Origin of the sequence: Staphylococcus sp. 2S1, from assembly GCF_046721335.1 — a bacterium.
GTDB classification, from domain to species: Bacteria; Bacillota; Bacilli; order Staphylococcales; family Staphylococcaceae; genus Staphylococcus; species Staphylococcus equorum_A.
On record NZ_JBEUUJ010000003.1, the window covers coordinates 2,721,470 to 2,747,625 of the forward strand.

The following is a 26,156-nucleotide window of genomic DNA, read 5'->3' on the forward strand; positions in this document are numbered from 1 at the left end:
CCACCTTTTTCAAAACATAATCGATTCATTATAGCATATTTTTTAATTTGAAATATGCTATTTCTTCAAGATATTGAGTTATTTTATGTATAAAAATTATTAAAATTGTAATGTTCTCAATTAGGGACTTATATTTATAAAACGCTAACTAAAACAAAAAAGCATTCTCATATAATGAGAATGCCTTATAACAACGATTACTCGTCGCTTGATTTGATTCCGAATTTTTTGTTGAAACGTTCCACACGGCCATCCGCAGCAGCGAATTTTTGGCGTCCTGTGTAGAATGGATGTGAATCAGATGAAACATCTAAACGAATAACTGGGTATTCGTTGCCATCTTCCCATTCCATAGTCTCTTTTGAAGATTTTGTTGAACCACTTAGGAATTTAAAATTCGTAGTTGTATCTAAAAAGATTACATTGTGGTATTCAGGATGAATATTTTTCTCATTATTTTCAGCTCCTTTGCCCTGAACCATCTGGAACAGAGTTGTTTGTGAGTTTTTACCCAATACTTGATAATTATAATTGCTTTAAAACCAAAACGCAACCCTAAATCATATATTAGCTTGATAACACTTCGCTAATTTCAACTTAAATAATTGGTTTGCCTGTTTTAGTGCTTTCTTTAGCGACCTTTTGTAATTGCTCAAAAAATTCTGCATTATTTTCTGTACGTTTTAATTTACGTACAAATCTTTCTGTAAAATCAATTGAATCAGTAAACATATTACGTAATTGCCATAATGACTCTAAATCTTTTGAAGAAATAAGTAATTCTTCTTTACGCGTTGAACTACGACCGATATCAATAGCTGGAAATACACGACGTTCTGCCAATTTACGGTCTAGATGTAATTCCATGTTACCAGTACCTTTAAATTCTTCATAAATCATATCGTCCATACGCGACCCTGTATCAACTAACGCGGTAGCTAATATCGTCATACTGCCACCAGCTTCAATATTTCTAGCAAGCACCGAAAAATGCTTTTGGCTTGTGTAATGACGCAGGATCTAAACCACCGGACAATGTACGTCCGCTTGGTGGTATGACAAGGTTGTATGCACGAGCTAACCTTGTAATTGAATCCATTAATATAATGACATCTTTCCCTACTTCAACAAGTCTTTTTGCACGTTCCAATAAAAGCTCTGCAACTTTAACATGGTGTTGTGGTGGCTCATCAAATGTAGAATGCACAACTTCAGCAGATTCAACAGAGCGTTCAATATCTGTTACTTCTTCTGGACGTTCTCCGACTAATAATACAAATAATTCTGCATCTGGTTTGTTGATAGCAATAGCGTTAGCAATCTCTTTTAATAGAGACGTTTTACCAGCTTTTGGCGGTGCAACAATAAGTCCACGTTGACCCAAACCAATTGGCGTAATTAAATCCATAATACGAGTCGAAAAATTTTGTTTCGTTGTTTCTAAAACGATTCGCTCTTCAGGATATAATGGTGTTAACGCTTGAAAGTGAGGTCTTTTTTTAACTTCTTCTGCATTCTCGTCGTTTACAAAATCAACTTGTAGTAAACCATAATACTTTTCATTATCCTTTGGTTTTCTTACTTTACCAGTAACTTTATCGCCGCGTTTGATTTCAAAACGACGTATTTGAGCGGCAGAGATATAAATATCTTTTTCACCTTTTGAATAATTAACTGTTCTAAGGAAACCATAACCATCTTGTTGGATGTCATCTAATACACCCTCCATATAATAATTACCGTCTTTTTCCATTTGCGCTTCCATAATGGCAAGAACAAGTTCTTTTTTATTAAGTTTACTATAATTTGTTAGTTTTAGAGATTTTGCTTTTTGAGTGAGATCTTTTGTAGTGTAATTTTTGTATAATTCGTGGAACGATTCATACTGAGGTGATGTTCGTACTTTATCAGGCATTATCTTGCACCCATTTCATAAATAAGTTTTTAAATAACGCGACGTGCTACGCTACTTACTTTTATAACTATAGCAAATTTCTTATTTAATTACAAAATGTATTTCAGTTTTTATAAATTATAAAAGCAAGGCAGTTAAACTGCCTTGCTTCATTTAAATTATTTAATTACTGCTAAAATTTATTATTTGTAATAGCCAGCAATAGACTTAACTTCTAGGAATTCTTCGATGCCGTAGTCGCCCCATTCGCGTCCAATACCAGATTGTTTATAACCGCCAAATGGTAAGTCTGATTTGCGACCAGCTTCATTAATTTCTACTGTACCAGCTTCAATTGAACGTGCTACTTTGTGTAATGTGTCTTTGTCATTACCGTAAACATATCCAGCTAAGCCATATTTAGTATCATTTGCAATTTTAATTGCTTCATCTAAATCATTGTAAGTGATAATTGACATTACTGGACCAAAAATTTCTTCTTGTGCGATTGTCATACTATTATCAACATTATTAAATATTGTTGGGCGTGCAAAGTAACCTTTTTCTAAGCCTTCAGGTTTACCAGGTCCACCATAGAATAATTCTGCACCTTCTTCAATACCTTTATCGATATATGATTGTACTTGGTCAAATTGTTTTTTACTTATGATTGGACCAACTTGAGTGCCCTCTTCGCGTGGATCACCGACTTTAACTTGGCTGAATTTTTCTTTTACAGCTGTTAAGAATTCTTCTTTTAGACTTGCTCGGTACTAATGTTCTTGTACCCGCAGTACAAACTTGACCAGTGTTGCTAACAACTTTACCAGTTGCCGCACTTGCCGCGCCCTCAATATCTGAATCATCTAAAATAATATATGGTGATTTACCACCTAATTCAAGTGATACTTTTTTGAAGTCTTCAGCTGCTTTTTTCATAATGCTTGAACCAGTTGGGCCAGAGCCAGTGAATGACATCATTCTTACTTTCGGATGTTCGCTTAATGGATTACCTACACCTTGTCCATCACCATTCACTAAGTTAAACACACCTTTTGGCACACCTACTTTATCAAAAATCTCAGCCAAAATAATTGCGGCAAACGGCGTCTCTTCAGATGGTTTTAATACGACTGGACTACCTGTTGCAAAAGCGGCAGACAATTTCAATGAAGTTTGGTTTGTCGGGAAATTCCAAGGTGTAATTAAGCCAGAAACACCAATTGCTTCCTTCACAACTAAATCATCGCCACGACGTTCTTCAAATTCAAAATTATCTAATGCATCACGTGTTGCTTCAAAGTGATCTAGTCCCATTTGATAATGTACTTTTTCTGATACTGATAGAGGTGCACCTAATTCGTCAGTAATTGCCTCTATAAGATCATCTTTTCTATTCTTATATTCTTGTACTATTTTATCTAATAATGTTCTTCTTTCTTCTATTGAGCTGTGTCTAAATTCTAGATACACATTTTCTGCAGCGTCTACTGCTTTATCAACATCTTCTTTATTACCTTTCGCAATTGTACCTGCTACTTCTTCTGTTGCTGGATTAATCACTTCTAGTGTTTCTCCACTAGTGCTTTCAATCCATTCTCCGTTAATATATTGTTTAGTGAAATTTCTCATCAATAATTCACTCCCTAATTTGTGTTGATAATTATATTCTAACCGAGATTCTATATTTTTAAACATTAATGCTCACGCTATATGACTACAAACGTTGTTATTAAGCGTTTTCTAATCATTTTTCATTAATGATTAGTCTTAACAATAACCTTGAACCTCACAATTTATAAGTTACAAAATTTTTTCTTTTTTTGGAAACAAAAAAGAAGTCTATGACATGTCATAGACTTCTTCAGAACGTAGACAAACCATTTGCTGTAAAGGCATTTGGTTTATTTTTTTATAAATATAGCGTAATTTTAAAAATAAAAAGTGGTCTTTCAGACCATTTCTGGCCCTTTTATGAGCCACATTGCCATTTTCTTAAGATTCATGGCGAGCACAAATCAGCGTGGTATCCATGGAAACTTTTTTTATACCTCTATATCGTGTCCATCTCATACCATGTTGCTCTTTTGCATCTCCAAATCTTCTTTCAATTGTTTGGCTTCGCAATTTATATTGAGTTTTTATAGTATCAACAAATCTCAAATCTTCAACTATATCTAAATCATTTTGCCATACGTGTCGTCTTATTTGTTTGATAGCATCTTTACTCTCTGTACATTGATTTAACAAAGGACAATGACGGCATTTATTAGGATTGGATACATACAATCTGTGACCTGTTGGCATTGTTCGTTTAAATATCAATGTTTCATCGTTAGGACAAATATAATTATCATAGTATTCATCGTAGATGAAATCCTTAGTTCTAAAATAACCTGGTTTTCCTTTAGGTCTCGTGTAAGGCATTGCTGGGATAATCGTTTTTTCAAGTAAGTAATGCGCGTTAAAAGGTGTTTTATATCCAGAATCAACAGCTAATGTGATTGGCAACATATTTTTCACTTCTAATCTTTCAATCATTGTTTTGAGTTGTGTACTATCATGAACATTACCAGGTGTCACGTGTTTATCGATGATAAAGCCGTTTCTATCTACGCAAGCATGTAAGCTATAAGCAAATTGTTTTTCGCGTTTTCCTTTTACATAGTAACCAGAGTCTGGATCAGTCGTACTTACTTTTTTACTTTTGTATTCCTCCTTCTTTTTCTTTTTTATAGGCTTTTTTCCTTGAGATAATCTTTGTTCATTAATTTCATTATCTAATTCTTCTTGGAAATGAAGTGAATCTTTTTTCACTAATTCAGTTATATATTTATTTTTATTTGCGTTTGCCTTTATATGTGTTGAATCAATGAATAAAGATGAATGATCTATTAAATTATTTTTGATTGCGATTTTAAGAATTCTTTCAAATATTTTTTCAAATAAATCTGTATCATGAAAACGACGTGTATAGTTTTTACTAAATGTACCGAAATGAGGTACTTTATCTAAAAAGCTATAACCTAAATACCAACGGTAAGCTACGTTCGTTTCTATTTCTTTTATCGTTTGTCTCATTGACTTTATTCCAAATAATCTTTGAATAAGTAATATCTTAACTAAAATTACAGGATCAATTGATGGTCTTCCATTATCAAGACAATATTTGTCTTCGACAAGTTCATAAATGAAATTTAAATCCAATATACTATCTACTCTACGTAATAAGTGATTACTAGGAACTAATTCCGATATTGAAATCATTTCATATTGATCTCTTTTATCGATTGATTTATTCAACATTACAAACACCACCACTGTTTAATTTAAATATATTATATTATTTTTGTTTAAAAAATGGCAGTAATTTGTGCCGACTCCTGCGGGAAAAGCACTAGCCGAAGACTACAGGCTGAGGCTGTGCCCGCGGAAAGCGTGCACAAAAAAAGTGCCAACAAAGTCGGAGACTTTGTCGACACTCTGAAGAAGTCTATGACATGTCATAGACTTCTTTTCTTATTATAACGCTTTAAATCTTCGTTCATAGACTTTGATATTATTGATTTTCAAGTTCAATAAAATCTTGCGCCCACTTTTCCATTGGTACTAATGTCGCCGCTAGTGCATCACCTTTATCCGTAAGTTGGTATAATATGTTCATCGGGCTTGTAGAAACTATTTTTTTCTCTACAAGACCCCATTCACTTAAGTCTGTTAATTTTATACTAAGTGCACGTGGTGTAATTGTTTTCAAATCACGTTTCATATCCGAAAAATGAGCAGATTCTTCTGGACACCTAGACAAATAATTAATAATAAGACCATTCCAACTTCTACCTACTATTTTAAAGGTCTCTTCAAGATAAGGGCAAACCTCCATGGTCATCACCTCATATCGTTTTTATTCTATAATCTGAGTTACTAAAATATATTTCAAGTACTTAGTATATTAAGTATACCACATTTTTTAAATTTCTTCAGTCCAAATATCTGCACCTAATGATTCTAAAGTGCTCACAATATTAGTGTAGCCACGATAAATATGTTTTACATTGTAAATTGTGGTAACACCTTCTGCTAATAGACCAGCAACGATAAGAGATGCGCCCGCACGTAAGTCACTTGCATATACTTCTGCTCCTGTTAATTTAGATGGTTTAATAGTTGCTGTACCATCATCTGCATTGATATTGGCACCCATATTTTTTAGTTCATCAACGTGTCTAAAACGCGCTGGATATATAGTTTCAGTCACAAATGATACACCATCTGCCATAAATAATAGCGGCGTAATCGGTTGTTGTAAGTCTGTAGCAAATCCAGGATAAACTAAAGTTTTAATGTCAACGCTTGAATAAGGCGTACTACGTTTAATCTTAGCACTATCGTCGCCGACTTGAATATCAACACCTAATTCTTTTAACTTTACAGTTAATGGTTCAACATGTGTTGGGATAATATTATTAATTTGAATATCCTCACCACAAGCTGCAGCGATACACATATACGTTCCAGCTTCTATTCTATCTGGGATAACCTGATGATGAGAACCTTGAAGATGATCCACACCATTAATCTTAATCGTACTTGTACCTGCACCCTTAATATCAGCACCTAGACCAATTAAATATGTTGCTACGTCTACAACTTCTGGTTCTTTAGCTGCGTTTTCAATGACAGTATGACCTTCAGCTCGCACAGCCGCAAGCATAATATTAATTGTGGCACCAACACTCACAATATCTAAAAAGATATTTGCACCAGTTAATTTGTCAGCTTCAATTTTCATAGAAGTCTCACTAGATTCATCAATCTTCGCTCCTAAAGCTTTAAAACCTTTAATATGTTGATCAATCGGTCTTGGTCCTAATGGACAACCTCCAGGTAAACCAATGACACATTTTTTAAATCTACCTAACATTGCACCCATCATATAATAAGAGGCACGTAAAGACTCGACTTTATTATTAGGTAATGGTGCATTTTCAATGTCAGTAGGATCGACCTTTAATGTCATACCATCTAATTCTGTTTTAATATTTAAATCCCCTAATAGACTAACCAATGTTTCTACATCAGAAATTTCTGGAAGACCTTCAATTGTTACTTTATCTTCAGCCAGGATGGCTGCAGGTATAATTGCTACTGCACTGTTTTTAGCACCGTGGATGTCCACTTCACCTTTAAGTGTTTGTCCACCTCTAATTTTTATTACTTCTTGAGCCATTCGCTTGTTCTCCTTTGACTTGCAATCATTATTTGCATTATAAATTACTTTTTTCCAGTTTGCAAAGTACATCAGTCTACTAAAACTTTTTAAAATTAAAATTAAGTGATGCAAGTTACATATAAATTATTTACTATAGTTTTTATTTCCCATTATTTTATGTTTTAAATCATAATTATATATATTTTGTTTGAGATTTATGTAAATAGTTTGGCTTTAATAATAACCTCTTTACCAAACGATAGCAATTATAACATAAAAAAATGAGACTGGGACATAATTACATGTCTCAGCCTCATTTGTAATATAGATTAAATTATTTTGCTCGGTTAGATGTACCAAACTCTTTAATTTTACCAATAACCGTTGCTTTGATTGCTTCACGTGCTTGGTCCTAAATATTTACGAGGATCATACACTTCTTTATCTTTGTCTAATGCTTCACGTACTGCTTTAGCAGAAGTGATTTGATTTTCTGTGTTAACGTTAATTTTTGCTGTGCCGAAAGGAATAGCTTTTTGGATATCTTTAGTTGGGATACCAGTACCGCCGTGTAATACTAACGGTAATCCTGTAGAAGCACCAATTTCTTCCATTTCTTTAAATCCTAATTTAGGTTCACCTTTATATGGTCCGTGTACTGAACCTAATGCTGGTGCTAATGTATCAATGCCTGTTCTTTCAACAAGTTCTTGACACTCTTTAGGATCTGCATAGATAACACCTTCAGCGATAATATCGTCTTCTTGTCCGCCTACAGTACCTAATTCAGCTTCAACTGATACGCCATGTTCATGCGCATATTCAACCACTTTTGAAGTGATTTCAACGTTGTCTTCAAATGAACCATGAGAAGCATCGATCATTACTGATGTAAATCCAGCATCAATCGCTTCTTTACATTTTTCAAAGCTTGAACCATGGTCTAAGTGGATTGCTACAGGAACAGTGATTTCTTTGTCGTGCATTAACCCTTCAACCATTTTAACTACAGTGTAGAAACCACCCATATAGCGAGCAAGCACCTTCAGATACACCTAAAATAACTGGAGCGTTCTCTTCTTGTGAAGCTTCTAAGATAGCTTGTGTAAATTCTAAGTTATTTAAGTTGTATTGACCAACTGCATAACCATTTTCTTTTGCGTCTATTAACATTTCTTTCATTGAAACTAAAGGCATGAAAGTTCCTCCTTGGTGCTTAAAGCACATATTTTTACAATCTAATTATATCAAAATTAGAAAACTTTTGCATTATTCTAAACAATTGTAAGCGCTTTTAATTGTTTTTTCTTTTTAAAACCATAAAAATAGACGTTTTTCTGCTGATTTTTGTGAATTTGTTATAGTATACATCTTATTTTACAGTAATTATAAATATATAATTATGAAATCATTTAAAATAAATAATATGAATTTTGAACCATTTATAAAAACTTCAATTATTAATGCATAATGCTATTCAACAATTAAGTGATATAAAAAAGACGCATTGCTAACTATAACCTTTAATTACTTAGCTAACATGCGTCATTTTTATTTTATGTTTTTATTTAGCTTGTTTATTTTTTAAAGAAGCTTCAATAAATGCTTTGAAAATTGGTTGTGGACGGTTAGGTCTTGATAAAAATTCAGGATGGAATTGACAAGCTACAAAGAAGTCATTTTCAGGAATTTCTACCATTTCAATTAAGCGACCATCGGGGCTTGTACCTGAGAATACCATACCGTTTGCTTCTAACTGTTCTCTGTATTCATTGTTAAACTCATAACGATGACGATGTCTTTCTTCAATATTAGTTTCATTGTAAATTGAGTGTGCTAATGTATCCTCTTTAATATGACAAGGATAAAGTCCTAAACGTAATGTACCGCCTAGATCTTCAATATCTTTTTGTTCAGGTAGTAAATCAATAATTGGATAAGGCGTGTTTGGATCTAACTCTGCTGAGTGAGCACCTTCAAGGTTAAGTACATTTCTAGCAAATTCAACTGTTGCTAATTGCATACCTAGACAGATACCAAAGTACGGTACGTTATTTTCACGTGCATATTTAATCGCAGAAATTTTTCCTTCACTTGCACGGAAGCCAAATCCGCCGGGCACTAAAATACCATCTACATCTGATAATATTTCTGAGACATTTTCGTCTGTCACTTCACTAGAATCAATCCATCTTACTTCAATATCTTTTTTAAATGGATAACCTGCATGTTTTAATGATTCAACAACTGATAAATAAGCATCTTGAAGACTAACATATTTACCTACTAAGCCAATTGTCACTTTTCCATCTAAATTATTCACTGTATCTAGTAAATATTGCCATTCATCTAACTGTGTTTCGTATTTTGGATTTAACTCTAAACGATCAATCACGATGTTTTCCATATCTTGTTTGCTTAACTGTAAAGGAATTTCATATAGTGATTCAGCATCGCGACACTCTATTACACTTGCTTTGTCGATATCACAGAATAAAGCGATCTTATCTTTTAAATCTTGTGTTAATTCATATTCTGTACGAACCACAATCAAATCAGGCTGAATGCCTAAACCGCGTAATTCTTTTACACTATGTTGTGTTGGTTTCGTTTTCATTTCTCCAGCAGCTTTAATATACGGTAATAATGTACAGTGTACATACATTACATTTTCGCGACCTAAGTCACTGCGAATTTGTCTAATAGCTTCAATAAATGGTAATGATTCTATATCCCCTGTTGTTCCACCGATTTCAGTGATAACAACATCAGCATTTGTGCTTTCACCTGCTAAAAGTAAACGTTCTTTAATTTCATTTGTGATATGAGGGATAACTTGTACTGTTCCTCCTAAATAATCACCACGACGTTCTTTCTTCAATACGTGAGAATACACTTTACCGGCTGTAACATTAGAATATTTATTTAAGTTAATATCGATAAATCGTTCATAGTGTCCTAAGTCTAAGTCTGTCTCTGCACCATCATCTGTAACAAAAACTTCACCATGTTGATATGGACTCATCGTTCCAGGATCTACGTTTAAATATGGGTCGAATTTTTGGATTGTTACTTTTAACCCTCTATCTTTTAATAGTCTTCCTAAAGATGCTTGCTGTGATACCTTTTCCTAATGAAGAAACAACTCCACCAGTTACAAAAATAAATTTTGTCATGTTCTGCCTCCTAGTTATTAAAACAGTTTTTTTCAATCAATACCGATATTGACATCGAATTTTTAAACTCAATTGCTTAATTTTTTTGTGTAATAGCGTGTTTTACATATTATAATTATCATTTATTATTTTCATATGTATAAATTGTTGCTCTATGCAACTACCAAATTTCAAAGAATTTATAAATTTTTTATAGTCATTTAAATAAAAAAATCGCTCCCTCTCACATCGTTGTAAGGGGGAGCGTATAATATTTATACACGTCGTCCTAATTAAAGGAGCCCGAATAAAATTTTATCATTTTCACGAGAAAAGTCAATTAAATCTCTAATAATTATTTTTTAGTTTCTTCTTCGGCCTCTTCGTCTTCTTCGTCATCATCATCGAAGTCCTCATCTTCTTCATCAATAACAATGCCTTCTTCTTCAACTTCGTCCTCTTTTGGCTCTTCGGGATCATTTAAAGTTTCTTGATCATCAGTTACAGCGGGGATGTCATCATCGTCATCAGCTTCATCTTCACCAAGTAATTTTAAATTTTTATCTTCTTCTGCATCATCATCCAAAATATCGAATTTTTGAATCGTTGGCGCAATTTTTTCTTCAATATCATCTACTGAATACCAATCGCGTAATCCCCAAATATTTTCTCCAACGTTTAAAAAACGACCGTCAGTATTTAAGTCTGTATAGAATTGTACAATTCTCTGTTCTACTTCATGGTCTTCATAATGTCCAAGTGCTTTAAATTCATCGATGATATCGTATAAATTCATAGTACTGTTTTTTTCATTTAATAGCGTATAGGCCATATCGATAAATGATTTCTCATCAACCATTTCTTTTGTATAATCTTGAATTCTCATTATTTATTCTTCCTTTCAAAGGCATTTATCCAAATCCGTACTAAGTTCATCTTAAGTAATAATAACAAATGTAAATTATAAATGACAATTCGTGATTTCGCAATCTCTATTAATAATTTATATGTTTTTCAAATACCTTAAAATCATCCGCAGACTCAATTTCAACAAAATTACTATTGATACATAACGGTTTTAATTCATTATTCTCACCATATAGCGTAATTGTCAATAGACTGACATCGTCAAAATGTTTTCTAATATATGTTGAAAGTTGTCTCAAAGCACTTTCCGCAATACCATGATGTCTTTCTGCTTTATTAACCTCTACAGAAGAAATATTCATACGTTGCTCATGTTTTTCTACTGCGATAAATCCTACTTTGTTCCCATCTTTATATAAATCAATAATATGAATATTGAAAGGCACATCTTCCGTATTTGGCTTTAACTTCAATGACGATACATGGTTTGAATCTAAGTCTAAATAATATAATCTTTCTTTCCCAAGTGGCCCTTCTTCTTTAGTTGCAGTATGCATAAACCCAAGCACGTTCATAAACATTCCACGCACTTTCATTTTCTGCGTCAACAACTAAATATAAGTGATTGAAATCCGGAAATAAAGATTGTACATATTGTGGCAGATACATCATCATTTTAGTACCATAACCATAACCTTGAAAATTTTGGTTAACAGATAATGATCTAACATAAATCACTTGCTTTGGTGTATCGTAACCTTCATGTTGATAATACTGATGTAAAACGAAAAATCCTACAACTTCCCCTTTTTTATTCAATGCAATGTTTGCAATTCTATCTTTATCTTGCAATGCATCTTCCAATACTTCACTCGGTAAAGATGAATAAATTTGTTGGCGCTCGTTCAATTTAAAATTATAAAGTGCGTCTTTATATTTATCTTCATACACTTGAACTGTAATTCCTTCAAATTGTTTTTTAATAAACATATCTAATCCCCTATTTAAAACTTAGTAATTATTTATTAATACCACTTTCTAACTAATTATAACCTATATTAAACAGTTTAGTTTAAAAAGCAATTCATGAGCCAATTCACGCCAAATTGATCTTTAACTTGACCATGAATGGCATTGAAGAATGTTTTTTTAAGTGGCATATGAGGGTCACCTGATTGACTCAAAGCTTCATACACTTGTTGTTGCGCTTCTAAATCGTCAAAGGTCAAAATAATATTAGTATTATCATTACGGCATTCTTTTCCGTATGTACTTGATATGTGTAATATCACTGTTGTATTCATATGCAATTCTACATGTAGTCGTCGTCCATTCGTTTCGTTTAATATTTTTTCTTCTCCACCAAACGCATTTTTATAAAATTTTACCGCTTCATCAACGTCGTCTACTTTAATAAATGGGCTTAATTGCATCATGAAATAACGCTCCTTTTAATTTCATATTTGATTTTCCCCCATTTTATTATAATATTAGTTATAATGTAAATTTATTTGGGGGGAAATAGAGATGAAGATTGGCATTGATGCTTGGTGGAACTCTAATTAAAATAGTTCAAGACAATAACGGGGAACGTGTATACACAACAAAATCAACAACTGAAATTGATGATGTTATCTCATGGTTAAATCAACAAGATTGTGAAAGCATTAGTTTAACCGGTGGACAAGCCGCAGTAATACAAGAACACTTGACTTGTCCTTCGCGTATTTTTGTCGAATTTGATGCAGTTGCAAAAGGTTTAGAAATACTTTTAGTAGAACAAGAGCACTTATTAGATGATTACATCTTCACTAACGTCGGTACTGGCACTTCATTACACTTTTCCGACGGTAAGCATCAACAACGTGTAGGTGGTGTTGGCGCTGGTGGCGGAATGATTCAAGGGCTTGGTTATTTATTAACTGGTATTAAAGATTATAAGCAATTAACTGATACAGCTCAAAACGGCAATAGAGAGATTATTGATTTGAAGGTTAAACATATTTATAAGGACAGCGAACCGCCGATTTCAGGTGACCTTACAGCGGCAAACTTTGGCCACGTCCTACATAATTTGGACGCTGATTTTACAGATGCTGATAAATTAGCCTCTGTTATAGGTGTTGTCGGGGAAGTTATTACTACAATGTCTATTACTGTTGCTAGAGAAAACAATACTGAAAATGTAGCTTATATTGGCTCATCTTTTCATAATAACGATCTATTAAAAAAAGTTGTTACAGATTATACAATACTTCGTGGATTTAAACCTTATTATATTGAACATGGTGCATTCTCTGGTGCATTAGGTGCAATTCATTTATAAATTTAAACATAAAAAAGCAGTTTCCTACTTGTTCAGTAGAAACTGCTTTTATTAGTAATTCAAAATATTTATGGTTCAAATTACTATTTATACTTTCAAAACAAACCATCATAATTACCATTATTCAAATAATATAAAAACAAAATACTAGCGTATTCAAACGCATTTAGAAATAATTAAAATGTAAGTTGATCAATCACTTTTTGAGCAGATACAACTGTGCCTACGACCCCAGATTTTAAGTCTATTGCTACAGCTTTATCATCATCTCGTAAATTATCCAACCATTCAGCGAATACTTCCCCTTCGATTTCGATAATTTCACATTCTTCAAAGTCTTCATCCCTTACCTTTTCAGCTCTACTTTTAATGCTCCAAACAGGCATAATTTGTGGTCTTTGGTGTTCATCATCACTAATCAATATAAAATGTTTTTCTTTTTGATTAGATAAACCAAATACTGCATCCTCTTTAGAAACATCTTTCACAAATTCTTTCAAACGAATATTGTCTAAATCAGACATTAACTCATTTGTAATTTCTACAATATTAATCAATTCTCCATCTGTAGTACTAGTAGCATCAATGAGTACTTCTTCGCCTTCTTCAAATAAGTTATCCATTTCATATGTTACAAAACGGTCTATATCAATTTTCTTTATATGGGTGTAGTCAATATTAAGCTTCTTCAAAAAAGTTTCCGCCTTTGATTTTTCTGACCACGCACACACTACGTTTTTTCCCAATACTTCATGTCTAATTAATTCTTTTGATTTTGTAGCTACGTAAAAGACTTCATTGACTAAAATTTCTTGGAAAAATGAATTTTGTTTATAAGACATCATAGCACCTTCAATTCATTTATAATATTTACCTATACTTAAAATATAAATGACTCTTATACTCTAGTCAATTAACGTCTAATGCAATTCACTAGAGTTATTCATTATATTTGTGAATAGTTGTTCTAATTTGCTTCTAAATCTTTTAAAAATTGTTGCTCCATTTTTTCTACACTTGCTTTATTTTCCCCATGCCATATGCAACCAAACCTTGATTTAACAACTTCATTATCAAACCAATCTCCGTCATAATAAGATAACGGGAATAATACACCTTTATTAACATACTTCATAATTGTATTGAAAAATTTTGAATTATCTACTTGTGACAAATAACTATAAAATTTATGATAACCTTCTTGAAGAAACGGTTCTAGCAACAACATACTTGTTGAGCCATTTTGTCTAAAATTCAAATCTATCGCAAAAATGTCATCGTTGCTATCTACCAAAAGGTCAAAACCCGCTATTCCAAAATATCCATTCGACACACCGACCTCCATAATCTCTTTCCCTGCTTGAATTACAGCGTCAGGCACATCTTGTACATTTTCGTTTCCATTATAATGTCCATATTCATTGGTTAACTGTTCAGAAGTACCAATATAACGCACACCAGTATACTTTGAATATGCATATTGAACACAATAATTTGCAACTGCTTCTACTTTTTGTTCGATGATCATCGTATCAGTTTCGTTTTTAGCATTTTCAATGCGCAACTTTGCTTGTTCTAAATCAGCCTCATTATAACAAATCATCACACCATATCCACCCGCTGTTGGTAGGTCGTCTCCAGGTTTCAATACAAATGGATACTCCCATTTTGCTACTGCTTTTACAAAATCATCTATATCAACAACTTCTCTTGTAGGTAGATATTTATGGTTTGTCCATTCTGGTATGCGTGCTTTATTATTTAAAGCTACAAAAATATCCTTATCCAAGGCATAATACTTTTTATTCAAAATATCTTCACCATGAATGTATTGAAAGTAAACTTTTTTATAATCATGTGCCAAATCTTGTATCAATTGTTCATAGCTACTTTGATCTTCAAACTTAAGAATATTTGTTGGCATACCTTTACCAATTGCTTCAAATAGCATTTTTAATTTATCCGTTACGCTTGCTTCATGTACGATTACAGGCATCTCATTAGCAATAATCAGCTCTCTACCAGTCAAAAAATTAGATTGATGTACTTCGGGTTCTAACCAAGGATTTGATATATAAGATGGTCTAGAAGTATAAACAATATGTGAATCGTAAAGATCACTAAGTGTTAATGTAGGTCTTAGAGAGCTTTGATTTGTCATTTTTTGTGCCCCTTTGTATATTGATATTGTTCGATGATTTCTTCAAACAATGGCTTGTTTTCTATGAGTTCTTGCCCCATTAAAGCGAGGATTTTGGCACCTCTAATTAATGCTTGATCACCATGGGTACTACCTGTTGCTTCACGGAAACGATGTGTATGACCAACTAAATTTCGTGAACCAATTTTGATATGAGGATGAATTGTTGGTATACAATGACTGACATTACCAGTATCCGTGGAACCATATCCAAAATCATCATCTATAACTGCTTCACCCATTTCAGTGGCATATTTCGCAAATAAGTCATCTAATTTAGAAGTTTTAATAAATTCATTGACTCCATTTTGTATTGGTCCAAATTCAAAGTCACAATCTGTTTGTAGCGTTGCGCCTTTTGCTATCTGTCCAACACGTTCAGTCAAAACATCTAGCTCTTTTCGAGACGTAGCCCTCGTATAAAAACGTGCATGTGTAAAATCAGGTATAATATTCGCTGCTTTACCACCATCCAGTATCACACCATGCACACGTTGGCGGCTTTTGATGTGTTGTCTTAATTGCGCTACCCCATTGAAATAAGAAATCATCGCATCTAAAGCATTTCTTGCTTCATCTGCATTTTCAGATGCATGTGTACTTTTACCATAAAATTTTATATCTAAAACATCGACTGCTAATGTATCTATCGTTCGATATGTCTCATTCCCAGGATGGACCATGAGCGCAATGTCCAACTCATCTATAACACCTGCTTTAACATAAGTCGCTTTAGCACTGCCGTTTTCACCGCCTTCTTCTGCTTGGACAACCTAAGACGATAATTTTACCACCAATCTTATCAATCACTTGTTTCAAAGCAACACCCGCTAGTACACTGGCAGTGCCAATAATATTGTGACCACAAGCATGTCCTAAGCCTGGCAAAGCATCATATTCTGCTAAAAATCCAATTGTCGGCCCTTCTATACCTGAGTCGTATCGTGCAATAAATCCTGTTGCATGACCTGCTATATCGGTTTCTACTTCAAAATCATGCGCTATTAAATCTTCAATCAAAGTTCTCGAAGCAAAAATCTCTTCATTTCCTAATTCTGGTCTTTGATGTATCTGATGACTCATTTCTAAGTATTTATGATTTTCATTTTCTATATAATCTAAAATAATTTGTTTTTTCTCCATCGTTTGCACTCTACCTCCTGAATTACCAAAACACTATCAACTTCCAAACGCTATGCATTAAGTAATTTTATAGATAACACCACATATCATGCTAAATATTTATATCGTGTTTAATTATTATTTATTCTATCGGGTTTGTCGTCTTCTGTCATTCCTTTTCTGAATTTTAAAATAAATTAGTATTTACCGCTTTATATTTATACCCGTTTCAGAAATTGTAAATACATTGCGGTCTTGTTACAATTAACTTAATTATAATATTAGGAGGATATGACATGCCAAAAATGAACGTTGAAAGCTTCAATTTAGATCATACGATAGTATCTGCACCATTTGTCAGACTAGCTGGTAAAATGGAAGGCGCTAACGGTGATGTTATTCATAAATATGATATCCGTTTCAAACAACCGAACAAAGAGCATATGGATATGCCTGGTTTACACTCCCTAGAACATTTGATGGCCGAGAATATCAGAAACCATTCAGATAAAGTAGTTGATATTAGCCCAATGGGTTGTCAAACTGGCTTCTATGTTTCATTCATTAACCATGATGATTATGAAGATGTCTTAAACATCATCGAACAGACAATCAATGATGTATTAAACGCTACAGAAGTACCGCTTGTAACGAAGTACAATGTGGTTAGGCAGCAAGTCACTCTCTTGAAGGCGCTAAAGAAATTGCACAAACTTTCTTAGATCAAAAATCAGTATGGCAAGATGTATACGGAGAAAACAAATAATCATACTATCCTATAATTAACTTAAGATAACTGTGAGTTCATTTATTCCAAACTTAATTATGTTGCATAAAAAAGTGGCTGTTAGAGTTCCAATAAGGATACTAACAGCCACTTTCTTTATTTAACCTATCATAGCTTACTAATCATTTTTATCATGATAAATTGTAATGGTAAACGGCCATACAAAGCCCATTTAGGTAATTGTTTACCGACTAGCGGTAAATTTTTACGTGCCATATAAATATTAGCTGGGAATACAGCCCATAAAAAAGCATTTATCGTTTTTTCAAACATGTTGAAGGTCTGCTTGATTAATAATAATAAACCAAACACGATTTCAAACACACCTGTGATTAAAACTGCAGCTTTTCTAAATGGTAAATATTCAGGTACAATATTTCTAAAATTTTCTTCATCTTTAAAATGAAGCACGCCGCCTACGCTAAAACCAATGCCAAATAAAATTCTAATTATTTTCTTCATTACTCAATGCCCATTTCTTTTAAATAGCTTCTTCCGTACTCTGGTAATTTCACATTAAAATTATCAGCAATCGTTGCACCTAGCGAACTAAATGTAGTATCTACCGATAATTCATGATATTCAGCAATTTTCGGACTAAACATTAAAACTGGGATATACTCTCTTGTATGATCTGTACCTTCAGCAGTAGGATCATTACCATGATCAGCAGTGATAATGACTAAATCATCTTCTTGTAAATGCTCCATAAGTTCAGGTAAACGCTCATCAAAATCTTTAATCGCTTGTGCATAACCTGCTTTATCACGACGATGTCCGTATAAGGCATCAAAATCCACAAGATTTAAAAAGCTTAGTCCATTAAAATCACGTTGTACTGTTTCTATTAATTTGTCCATACCGTCCATATTATCTTTTGTACGAACCGCTTCAGTCACACCTTCACCATCGAAAATGTCATTTATTTTTCCTAAAGCAATAACATCATAGCCGCCGTCTTGTAATTCATTCATAACTGTTCTACCAAAAGGTTTTAAAGCATAGTCGTGTCTATTAGATGTTCTTGTAAAGGAACCTGGTTCACCAAGATAAGGTCTGGCAATAATTCTACCAATTAAATATTTTGGATCTTTAGTCAATTCTCTTACTTTTTCACAGATATCATAAAGTTCTTCTAATGGAATAATATCCTCATGTGCTGCAATTTGGAGTACTGGATCAGCTGAAGTGTAGACAATTAAGTCTCCAGTCTTCATTTGATGTTCTCCCCATTCATCTATAATTTGCGTTCCAGAAGCAGGACGATTAGCCACTACTTTGCGACCTGTTATAGACTCAATTTCATCTATCAATTCTTTAGGGAAACCTTCAGGATATACTTTAAAAGGTTGCATGATATTTAAGCCCATAATCTCCCAATGACCTGTCATGGTATCTTTACCTACTGAAGCTTCACTCATTTTAGTGTAAAATGCTTGTGGTTTTGCTTCTTTTTCAATTACAGGTAATGGTTCAATATTACCTAAACCTAACTTTTGAAGATTAGGTAATGACTGATTAAAATCTTCTAATGTGTGTTTTAATGTATGACTGCCTTCATCGTTAAAAGCTTTTGCATCAGGACCTTCCCCTATGCCTACTGAGTCCATCACAATTAAGTGTACTCGTTTAAATGGTGTAGTCATTGTCTCAACTCCTATTCAGTAATAATTTTATGGATCAATGTTGGTTCTGCACCTTGTTCACTTACTGTGATACTTTGGTTCAATTTCTCTATTACATCATCAACGTTTTCGCGATTACTGTGTATTGTTAATAGTGGTTCGCCTTCATCGACTCTGTCTCCTACTTTTTTATGCAGTACAAGACCAACACTTAAATCGATATCATCATCTTTTGTTTGTCTACCTGCGCCTAACATCATCGAGGCAACACCCATTTCATTCGCAACAATTTCAGTCACGAAACCTGATGATTTTGCTGGCAATTCTATTTGGTATTTAGCTTGTGGTAATTTTGATACGTCGTCTACTACTGAGCCATCTCCATCTTGATTCTCTAAAAATGTTCTGAAACTTTCTAAAGCAGAACCATCTTGTATTGCTGTTTCTAATAATGCACGTGCTTCTTCTAAATCTTTTGCTTTGCCGCCCACTACAACCATTTGTGAACCTAAAGTCATTACAAGTTCGGTTAAGTCTTCAGGACCTTTACCTTGTAATGTTTCAATTGCTTCTTTTACTTCTAAGGCATTACCTATAGCGTGTCCTAAAGGTTGACCCATATCTGAAATAATAGCCATTGTATTTCTACCTACATTATTACCGATGCTTACCATAGCATGTGCTAAAGCTTCAGCATCTTCAAGCGTCTTCATAAATGCGCCATTACCTGTCTTAACATCAAGTACAATTGCATCAGCACCTGCTGCAATTTTTTTACTCATAATTGATGAAGCGATAAGTGGAATAGAATTGACGGTACCAGTAACATCACGAAGACCATATAATTTTTTATCTGCTTGGTGTTAAGTTACCAGTTTGTCCAATGACAGCAACTTTTGCTTCATTAACTAACTTAACGAATTTTTCTTCACTGATTTCAACATGGAAACCTTCAACTGATTCTAATTTATCAATCGTTCCGCCTGTATGGCCTAGTCCTCTCCCGCTCATTTTAGCTACAGGTACACCTACAGCCGCAACTAAAGGTGCAAGTACTAATGTAGTTGTATCTCCAACTCCACCAGTAGAATGCTTATCCACTTTAGTACCGTGAATATCTGATAAATCAATAACATCACCTGAATTAACCATTGCCATAGTTAACGCGACTCTCTCTTCATCATTCATATCTTGAAAGAATACAGCCATCGCTAAACTAGAAGCTTGATAATCCGGTATATCACCATTTGTATAACCAGTTATAAAAAATTCAATTTCCTCTTTTGTAAGTACTTGTCCGTCACGCTTTTTTTCAATAATATCTACCATTCTCATATGAGTTGGCCTCCCCTGTTTGTCTATCATGCAAACTTAATAATATATCCCTTTTTTGCATATTAACTATTCTAGTAGTCAGAATCGCTTTCTAAGCCTTGAATAATTTGAACGCCCGCACTCGCACCAATACGTGTTGCACCAGCTTCAAGCATCTTGTTGAAATCTTCAAGGTTTCTCACGCCACCAGAAGCTTTCACTTCTAAGTCATCTCCAACAGTATCTTTCATTAATTTCACGTCTTCTGGCGTTGCACCGCCACCGACAAAGCCTGTTGACGTTTTAACGAAGTTAGCGCCTGTCGCTTTACTTAGTTCACTTGCTTTAACTTTTTCTTCGTCTGTTAATAGACATGTTTCAATAATTACTTTAACTGTTTTACCATTCGCAAGCACCGACAACGCCTTCAATGTCTTTTTGTACGTCTTCATAACGTCCATCTTTTAATGCACCAACATTGATAACCATATCAAGTTCTGAAGCACCATTTTTCACAGCGTCTTCAACTTCAAACATTTTCGTTTCTGTAGTAGACGCGCCTAAAGGGAATCCTATTACAGTACAAACTAATACTTCTGTATCTTTAAGTTTTTCAGCTGCATATTTTACATGTGTAGGATTAAGACACACTGATTTAAAATTGAATGCTCTAGCTTCCTCGATAATTTTGTCGATTTGAGCTCTAGTCGACTCCGGTTTAAGCAATGTATGATCTATATATTTTGCATAATTCATATTAAATCCTCCTAATTTTTGTTTACAATAAACATTCATTTCACTTATTATTATAAAGCAAAATTGAATATATATCTTTATAAACACTCTCTTATTAGCTATATTACAAAAATTCGCAAAAATAATAAACAAATGTTATCTTTAAATTGATAAAAGAACATAAAGGAGAAGATGATTATGACAAAATCTACACCTCATATTCAACCCAATGGAACTAAAATTGCAAAAACAGTATTAATGCCGGGAGATCCGCTTCGAGCAAAATACATAGCTGACAACTATTTAGAAAACGTTGAACAATTCAACGAAGTTAGAAATATGTTTGGATATACTGGTACTTATAACGGGAAAGAAGTATCAGTAATGGGATCAGGCATGGGCGTACCTAGTATTGGAATTTATTCTTATGAGCTTTATAATTTCTTTGATGTTGAAACAATTATCCGTATTGGATCTTGTGGTGCATTACAAGAAAACGTTAACCTTTACGATATAATTATTGCTCAAGGCGCTTCTACAAACTCTAGTTATGTAGAACAATATAATATTCCAGGTCATTACGCACCATTAGCTGATTTCGATTTAGTTTTAAAAGCAAAACAAAAAGCAGATGAAATTGGGGCAACTACACATGTAGGGAACATATTATCGTCTGATACATTCTATAATGCTGATCCAACGTTTAATGAAAGATGGCAACGTATGGGCATCTTAGGTATAGAAATGGAATCTGCTGCATTATATTTAAATGCAACTTACGCTGGTAAAAAAGCGTTAGGTATATTTACAGTGAGTGATCATATATTACGCGATGAAGCAACTACAGCTGAAGAACGTCAAAATTCTTTCACACAAATGATGGAAGTCGCACTCGAAATGGCTGAGTAATTGATATTTCAAATCATTATTTAAATAAAACAGGTCCTCCAAAACATACGTTGTTTTGGAGGACCTGTTTTTTAATGAAAAAATTTATGGGACATAAAAAGTTCGAATAGATAATAAATAGATTCACTGTGATAGTAATTATATGCATAGCCTTTATATAAATGTACAGATTTTTTAAATAGAAAAAGAGCGAAAAAAATCAAAATTTGATTTCTTATTTCCGCTCTCATTATACTGACTGGATACAGATACAGACAGCTACTATGCAATCCACTAAAAACAACAGATTACTGCTTTTAATCTGAGATTAGGCTAGTTATACACTAGCCTATTGCTCAATCAAAATATAATATTCATATATGTGACTGAATTCTCTTATTTACCTAAATAAGATTTTAACATCCAGTTATGTTTGTCTATATTTGTTTTCATACCGATGAACATATCTTCTGTTACATCATCTTCAGCGACTGAAGCCACTTCAATTGCTTCTTCTAATTGTTTTGTAATATTTTCAAAGTCTTTAGATAGTTCTTCTACCATTTCTTCAGCTTTATAGCCTTTACCAGCTTCATCAATGATTGCAAGGTCTAAACTTTCTTTTAATGTTGCAACTGGATTTCCACCTGCTCGCTAAAATACGTTCAGCTAAGTCATCGATATATTGACTTGCTTCATCATACAATTCTTCAAATTTAGTGTGTAGTGAGAAGAAATTAGGTCCTTTTACATACCAATGAAAATTGTGTAATTTAGTAAATGCTACTGTCCAGTTTGCTACTTGTTCATTTAATACTTTTACTACGTCTTTATTACTGTTTGTCATGCTAAAATCTCTCCTTTAAGTTTAATTATCATTACAAAATGACTACTCGAGTTCTTGATTACATTTATTATTATATAATAATAATTACAATCTGTAAAGTGATTTCGCTACCTAAATTAGAATTATTTTAATCTAGGACATCATTTCATAACCTTACTATATTATACCCAAATTAAGGGGGATTAATCTAGTTCTTTTCTGTATGGCATTGCACCTTGAGCACCTAATCCAGTTACAGAAAAACTACCTGCTAAATTAGCAAAATCAACAGCTTCTTCTAAAGGTTTATTTTCAATTAGTGCAACAGCTAAAGCACCATTGAATGTGTCACCAAGCACCTGTAGTATCAACAACTTTCTTTGTATATCCTTTGACAAGTTGTTGAGAATCATTATAAAACATAGCCCCTGCTTGCGCCTTTAGTTACAATAAGCTTACGCGGATATGCTTTCAGTGCTTCATCTACTCCGTTTTCAAATAGTAGTTCACTTTCTGATTCATTTGGCGTAATCCAAGTCACTTTATCTATGATGTCTTCGTCAATATGACGATATGGTGCTGGGTTTAATATTATTTTCATATCATGCTTCACAGCATAGTCTGTCACTTCTTTAATCGTTTGTTCTGGTATTTCATGTTGCATCAAAATAATATCTCCTGCACCAAAGTGTTCGAGTTTTGGCAACACTTTTTCAGGCGTTACATGATTATTAGCAGCAGGCACAACGATGATTCGATTATCATCTTCAAACAGTGTAATATGCGCTGTTCCAGAAGTTTCATTTTCAATTTTGTCCATAAAACTTGTATCTACATTGTTTTGTTCTAAGTTTTGAATAATCTGTTTACCATTATCATCATCACCTACAGCGCCTATCATGTAGACCTTATTACTCAAACGTGCTGCTGCAACAGCCTGATTAGCACCTTTGCCACCTGTAGTTGTAAAAAATGAATTACCCATAACTGTCTCACCTGCTTGCGGTAACACGTCTGTTTTCACTACTAAATCAATTGATGAACTACCTATTACAACAATGTTCTCCATATTTGCTTCCTCCGTCTATTCAATCAATAAAAAATGATTGCTCATAAGCATTAGGCTGATGCCAATGCGTTTTCCACATTTTATCTCTATTATCAGCAAACAATTGATATCCTAAATCTCTAAGTGGTTTAGGCGTCAAATGTAGCAATATACCGATCCATTTATAATTTGTCAGTGTTGTGATTAGTGTTGTGATTGCATCAGATTTATATTCGAAATGATTCCCTTCTTGCAATATAACACTGTCATATTGTTTCGCTTCAGGATAATTTTCAAATAAATTTTGTGCTGTTTCACCTTGTAATTCAGCAAATTGATAACGTCTTGATAAACCATTTTGTATTAACCAAATTGCATAATTATAGCAATATACACAATTGGCATCATAATATATTATTGGCATATACTTCACCCCTAACAGTAAAATAATTTATTGTCACTTCATAAGTGAATATGATTTCTCCACACTATTATTATATCCTAAAATTATAAAATTAAATCATTATATCACTCGTTCTACAATTTGATTGTCATTTATACTCTAATTATAACCGATGTGGACATTTTAAACTAAATTGGACTAACACTTAAAAACTCCAAGCATTTTAAAAGAGCACCAATCCATTAATCAAACGTAATGAATTGATGCTTCTATTTTAAGCTATGGGCACGCCCATCACTTTTGTTATATTATTTACTTTAAATACACTATGAGTTAAAGATAGATTAATCTTGATTTACTTTCACGATTCTTGTGTATTTCAAAAATTGCTCAGTATATTTTTGCTTAATTTCATTTAAGTCATCATATGTGATACCCACAATATGCCAATTTGGATTAAAATGATAAAATGAATCTTTTTTTCTAGACCATTTAACCATACTACCGTCTCTATTATAGCGTGGTAATGTTATTTCATAACCTTCTAGCACATTGATATATGTTTGGAAGATATCTGGATCAATGCGATTAAAGTTATCTATAACAAGATAGCTTTTATCTGTACGTGGCATAAGATTCGTTATGAATCCTTCTCTATAGTACAGTGCACCTGTTTCATTTGGTAAATATTTACCATACAACATATCTTCGGAAAAGTCAGGATGACCAGAAGTTATAACTGGTTTCGCATTCGTTTTTTGTAATAAATCTTCAGTTGCCTTTAAGCCTTCTCCTTTATCAACTACGAGTAAGATAAACGGCTTTAAATCTTCAGTATGTTCATCAATCATCTGACCACTTTTAACAGTTTCAAATTGTGATTTCATACCATCATTTTCACTTATTTCACGAATCGCATCAAATTGTGTTTTTGACATGCTAGCAATAGCTTGCTTTGCGTTTTCTTGAAGATAATATAAGTTTTTTAATTTAGGATGTTTGTTTAACGTACCCAATGAGACAGGGTCAATTTCTTTTTCAAAATAGACCTCAATTGCAGTACTGTTTGTTCTTCCAGGTATAGGTGCTTTTTCATGTATATGCTTGCTGACTTCTCCTACGCCAATGACGGACTGATCTCTATTTTTATTATAAAAAATAAGTTGATCACCTATTTCAAGTTGCGTGTAAAAATGATAACCATTTCGTTTAATTCCGTTATATGTGTGCGTATATATTGTATTGTATGATTCAGGTTCAAACTCTTGTTCTTCAGATATAAAAAAGTATCGAGGAATTTTGGTTTCTCCTTTACCTAAACTAACAATTAACTCAAATTCATCTTGTGTCATTTGATTAAATAAAGTTTCTTTCATATTTCTCATTCTAAATTCTAATTGTTCGCTTCTTTTCAAATAATCCGCAGTTAATGGTTTAAGCTGTTCTTGTAATTGAAAATGAACACGAATTTTATTTTGAGCACCTGTTTGTACACTTGTAATTTCACCAAAACCTAATAAACCAGTATCCATCTGTACTTGATAAAAGATAACACGGTCTCCTACTTTAGCTTGTTTAAATGATCGGAAACCTTGTGAAGGATTAAATTGTGCACCTGATTCAAATAATGTCGTTTGACCTACTAATAGTTCATTATGGTTCCAACGATTATATCCGCAGTTTAACCAAAAATAACTTGTTTCCTCTGCCATTTAGATACTCCTTATCTCATATAAAAATTCTATCTTACCTAT

12 protein-coding genes and 13 pseudogenes are annotated in these 26,156 nt (G+C 33.2%); 3 read left to right on the plus strand and 22 right to left on the minus strand.

Annotation, left to right across the window (positions count from 1 at the left end):
- Positions 1-197: 197 nt before the first annotated feature.
- The 11 genes and pseudogenes from ABLV90_RS14275 to ABLV90_RS14325 all read right to left on the minus strand — a co-directional run bounded on the left by ABLV90_RS14275 (position 198) and on the right by ABLV90_RS14325 (position 12,564).
- The gene (locus tag ABLV90_RS14275) at positions 198-482 is read right to left on the minus strand and encodes a type B 50S ribosomal protein L31 (protein ID WP_318420555.1); all 285 of its coding nucleotides are present in this window, start codon (positions 480-482) and stop codon (positions 198-200) included.
- Between the two features lie 115 nt (positions 483-597).
- Positions 598-1,915: pseudogene (rho, locus tag ABLV90_RS14280) on the minus strand (transcription termination factor Rho).
- Between the two features lie 182 nt (positions 1,916-2,097).
- A pseudogene (locus tag ABLV90_RS14285) lies at positions 2,098-3,526 on the minus strand (aldehyde dehydrogenase family protein).
- Between the two features lie 320 nt (positions 3,527-3,846).
- A pseudogene (locus ABLV90_RS14290) lies at positions 3,847-5,200 on the minus strand (IS1182 family transposase).
- A gap of 253 nt (positions 5,201-5,453) precedes the next feature.
- Entirely contained in the window at positions 5,454-5,777 is a 324-nt protein-coding gene (locus tag ABLV90_RS14295) for a winged helix-turn-helix transcriptional regulator (RefSeq protein ID WP_460872809.1), read from the minus strand.
- Between the two features lie 87 nt (positions 5,778-5,864).
- Entirely contained in the window at positions 5,865-7,124 is a 1,260-nt protein-coding gene (locus ABLV90_RS14300) for a UDP-N-acetylglucosamine 1-carboxyvinyltransferase (protein ID WP_427706825.1), read from the minus strand.
- Positions 7,125-7,440: 316 nt separating this feature from the next.
- A pseudogene (fdaB, locus tag ABLV90_RS14305) lies at positions 7,441-8,303 on the minus strand (class IIb fructose-bisphosphate aldolase FdaB).
- 367 nt (positions 8,304-8,670) lie between these two features.
- A pseudogene (locus tag ABLV90_RS14310) lies at positions 8,671-10,282 on the minus strand (CTP synthase).
- 334 nt (positions 10,283-10,616) lie between these two features.
- Positions 10,617-11,147, minus strand: a complete 531-nt coding sequence (rpoE, locus tag ABLV90_RS14315; protein WP_427706822.1) for a DNA-directed RNA polymerase subunit delta — start codon at positions 11,145-11,147, stop codon at positions 10,617-10,619.
- Between the two features lie 109 nt (positions 11,148-11,256).
- A pseudogene (locus tag ABLV90_RS14320) lies at positions 11,257-12,118 on the minus strand (GNAT family N-acetyltransferase).
- A 77-nt stretch (positions 12,119-12,195) separates the two neighbouring features.
- A complete protein-coding gene (locus ABLV90_RS14325) occupies positions 12,196-12,564 on the minus strand; it encodes a VOC family protein (protein WP_427706819.1) in 369 nt (122 codons plus the stop codon).
- A 91-nt stretch (positions 12,565-12,655) separates the two neighbouring features.
- Here ABLV90_RS14325 and coaW point away from each other — a divergent pair.
- Positions 12,656-13,454, plus strand: a pseudogene (coaW, locus tag ABLV90_RS14330) (type II pantothenate kinase).
- A gap of 176 nt (positions 13,455-13,630) precedes the next feature.
- Here the strand turns inward: coaW and ABLV90_RS14335 are convergent.
- From ABLV90_RS14335 to ABLV90_RS14345, 3 genes and pseudogenes are all read right to left on the minus strand, one after another.
- Positions 13,631-14,296, minus strand: coding sequence for a DUF2750 domain-containing protein (locus tag ABLV90_RS14335; protein ID WP_427706815.1), 666 nt, complete (start codon positions 14,294-14,296; stop codon positions 13,631-13,633).
- Between the two features lie 125 nt (positions 14,297-14,421).
- Positions 14,422-15,615: an L-aspartate--L-methionine ligase LdmS gene (gene ldmS / locus ABLV90_RS14340; RefSeq protein ID WP_427706813.1), complete on the minus strand. Its 1,194-nt coding sequence runs from the start codon at positions 15,613-15,615 to the stop codon at positions 14,422-14,424.
- Positions 15,612-16,797 (minus strand): annotated as a pseudogene (locus tag ABLV90_RS14345) (M20 family metallopeptidase). The gene ldmS and the pseudogene ABLV90_RS14345 overlap by 4 nt, the downstream one beginning before the upstream one ends.
- Positions 16,798-17,072: 275 nt before the next feature.
- Here ABLV90_RS14345 and ABLV90_RS14350 point away from each other — a divergent pair.
- Positions 17,073-17,542 (plus strand): annotated as a pseudogene (locus ABLV90_RS14350) (S-ribosylhomocysteine lyase).
- A gap of 129 nt (positions 17,543-17,671) precedes the next feature.
- Here the strand turns inward: ABLV90_RS14350 and ABLV90_RS14355 are convergent.
- The 4 genes and pseudogenes from ABLV90_RS14355 to deoC form a co-directional block, all read right to left on the minus strand.
- A complete protein-coding gene (locus ABLV90_RS14355; RefSeq protein WP_460872810.1) occupies positions 17,672-18,025 on the minus strand; it encodes a hypothetical protein in 354 nt (117 codons plus the stop codon).
- On the minus strand, positions 18,025-19,209 hold the full coding sequence (deoB, locus tag ABLV90_RS14360; RefSeq protein ID WP_427706807.1) for a phosphopentomutase: 1,185 nt from the start codon (positions 19,207-19,209) through the stop codon (positions 18,025-18,027). The genes ABLV90_RS14355 and deoB overlap by 1 nt, the downstream gene beginning before the upstream one ends.
- An 11-nt stretch (positions 19,210-19,220) precedes the next feature.
- Positions 19,221-20,523, minus strand: a pseudogene (locus tag ABLV90_RS14365) (pyrimidine-nucleoside phosphorylase).
- Between the two features lie 71 nt (positions 20,524-20,594).
- Positions 20,595-21,258, minus strand: a pseudogene (gene deoC / locus ABLV90_RS14370) (deoxyribose-phosphate aldolase).
- A gap of 177 nt (positions 21,259-21,435) precedes the next feature.
- Between deoC and deoD the strand changes: the two are divergent.
- Complete coding sequence (gene deoD, locus ABLV90_RS14375) at positions 21,436-22,146, plus strand: purine-nucleoside phosphorylase (RefSeq protein ID WP_002507045.1); 711 nt, start codon at positions 21,436-21,438, stop codon at positions 22,144-22,146.
- A gap of 375 nt (positions 22,147-22,521) precedes the next feature.
- Here deoD and ABLV90_RS14380 read toward each other — a convergent pair.
- The 4 genes and pseudogenes from ABLV90_RS14380 to ABLV90_RS14395 form a co-directional block, all read right to left on the minus strand.
- Positions 22,522-22,972 (minus strand): annotated as a pseudogene (locus ABLV90_RS14380) (Dps family protein).
- 182 nt (positions 22,973-23,154) lie between these two features.
- A pseudogene (gene rbsK, locus ABLV90_RS14385) lies at positions 23,155-24,020 on the minus strand (ribokinase).
- A gap of 19 nt (positions 24,021-24,039) precedes the next feature.
- Positions 24,040-24,423, minus strand: a complete 384-nt coding sequence (locus ABLV90_RS14390; protein ID WP_427706802.1) for a thiol-disulfide oxidoreductase DCC family protein — start codon at positions 24,421-24,423, stop codon at positions 24,040-24,042.
- A gap of 323 nt (positions 24,424-24,746) precedes the next feature.
- Positions 24,747-26,114 carry an EVE domain-containing protein gene (locus ABLV90_RS14395; protein WP_460872811.1) on the minus strand — a complete coding sequence of 456 codons (1,368 nt, stop codon included), beginning with the start codon at positions 26,112-26,114 and terminating at the stop codon, positions 24,747-24,749.
- Between the last annotated feature and the right edge of the window lie 42 nt (positions 26,115-26,156).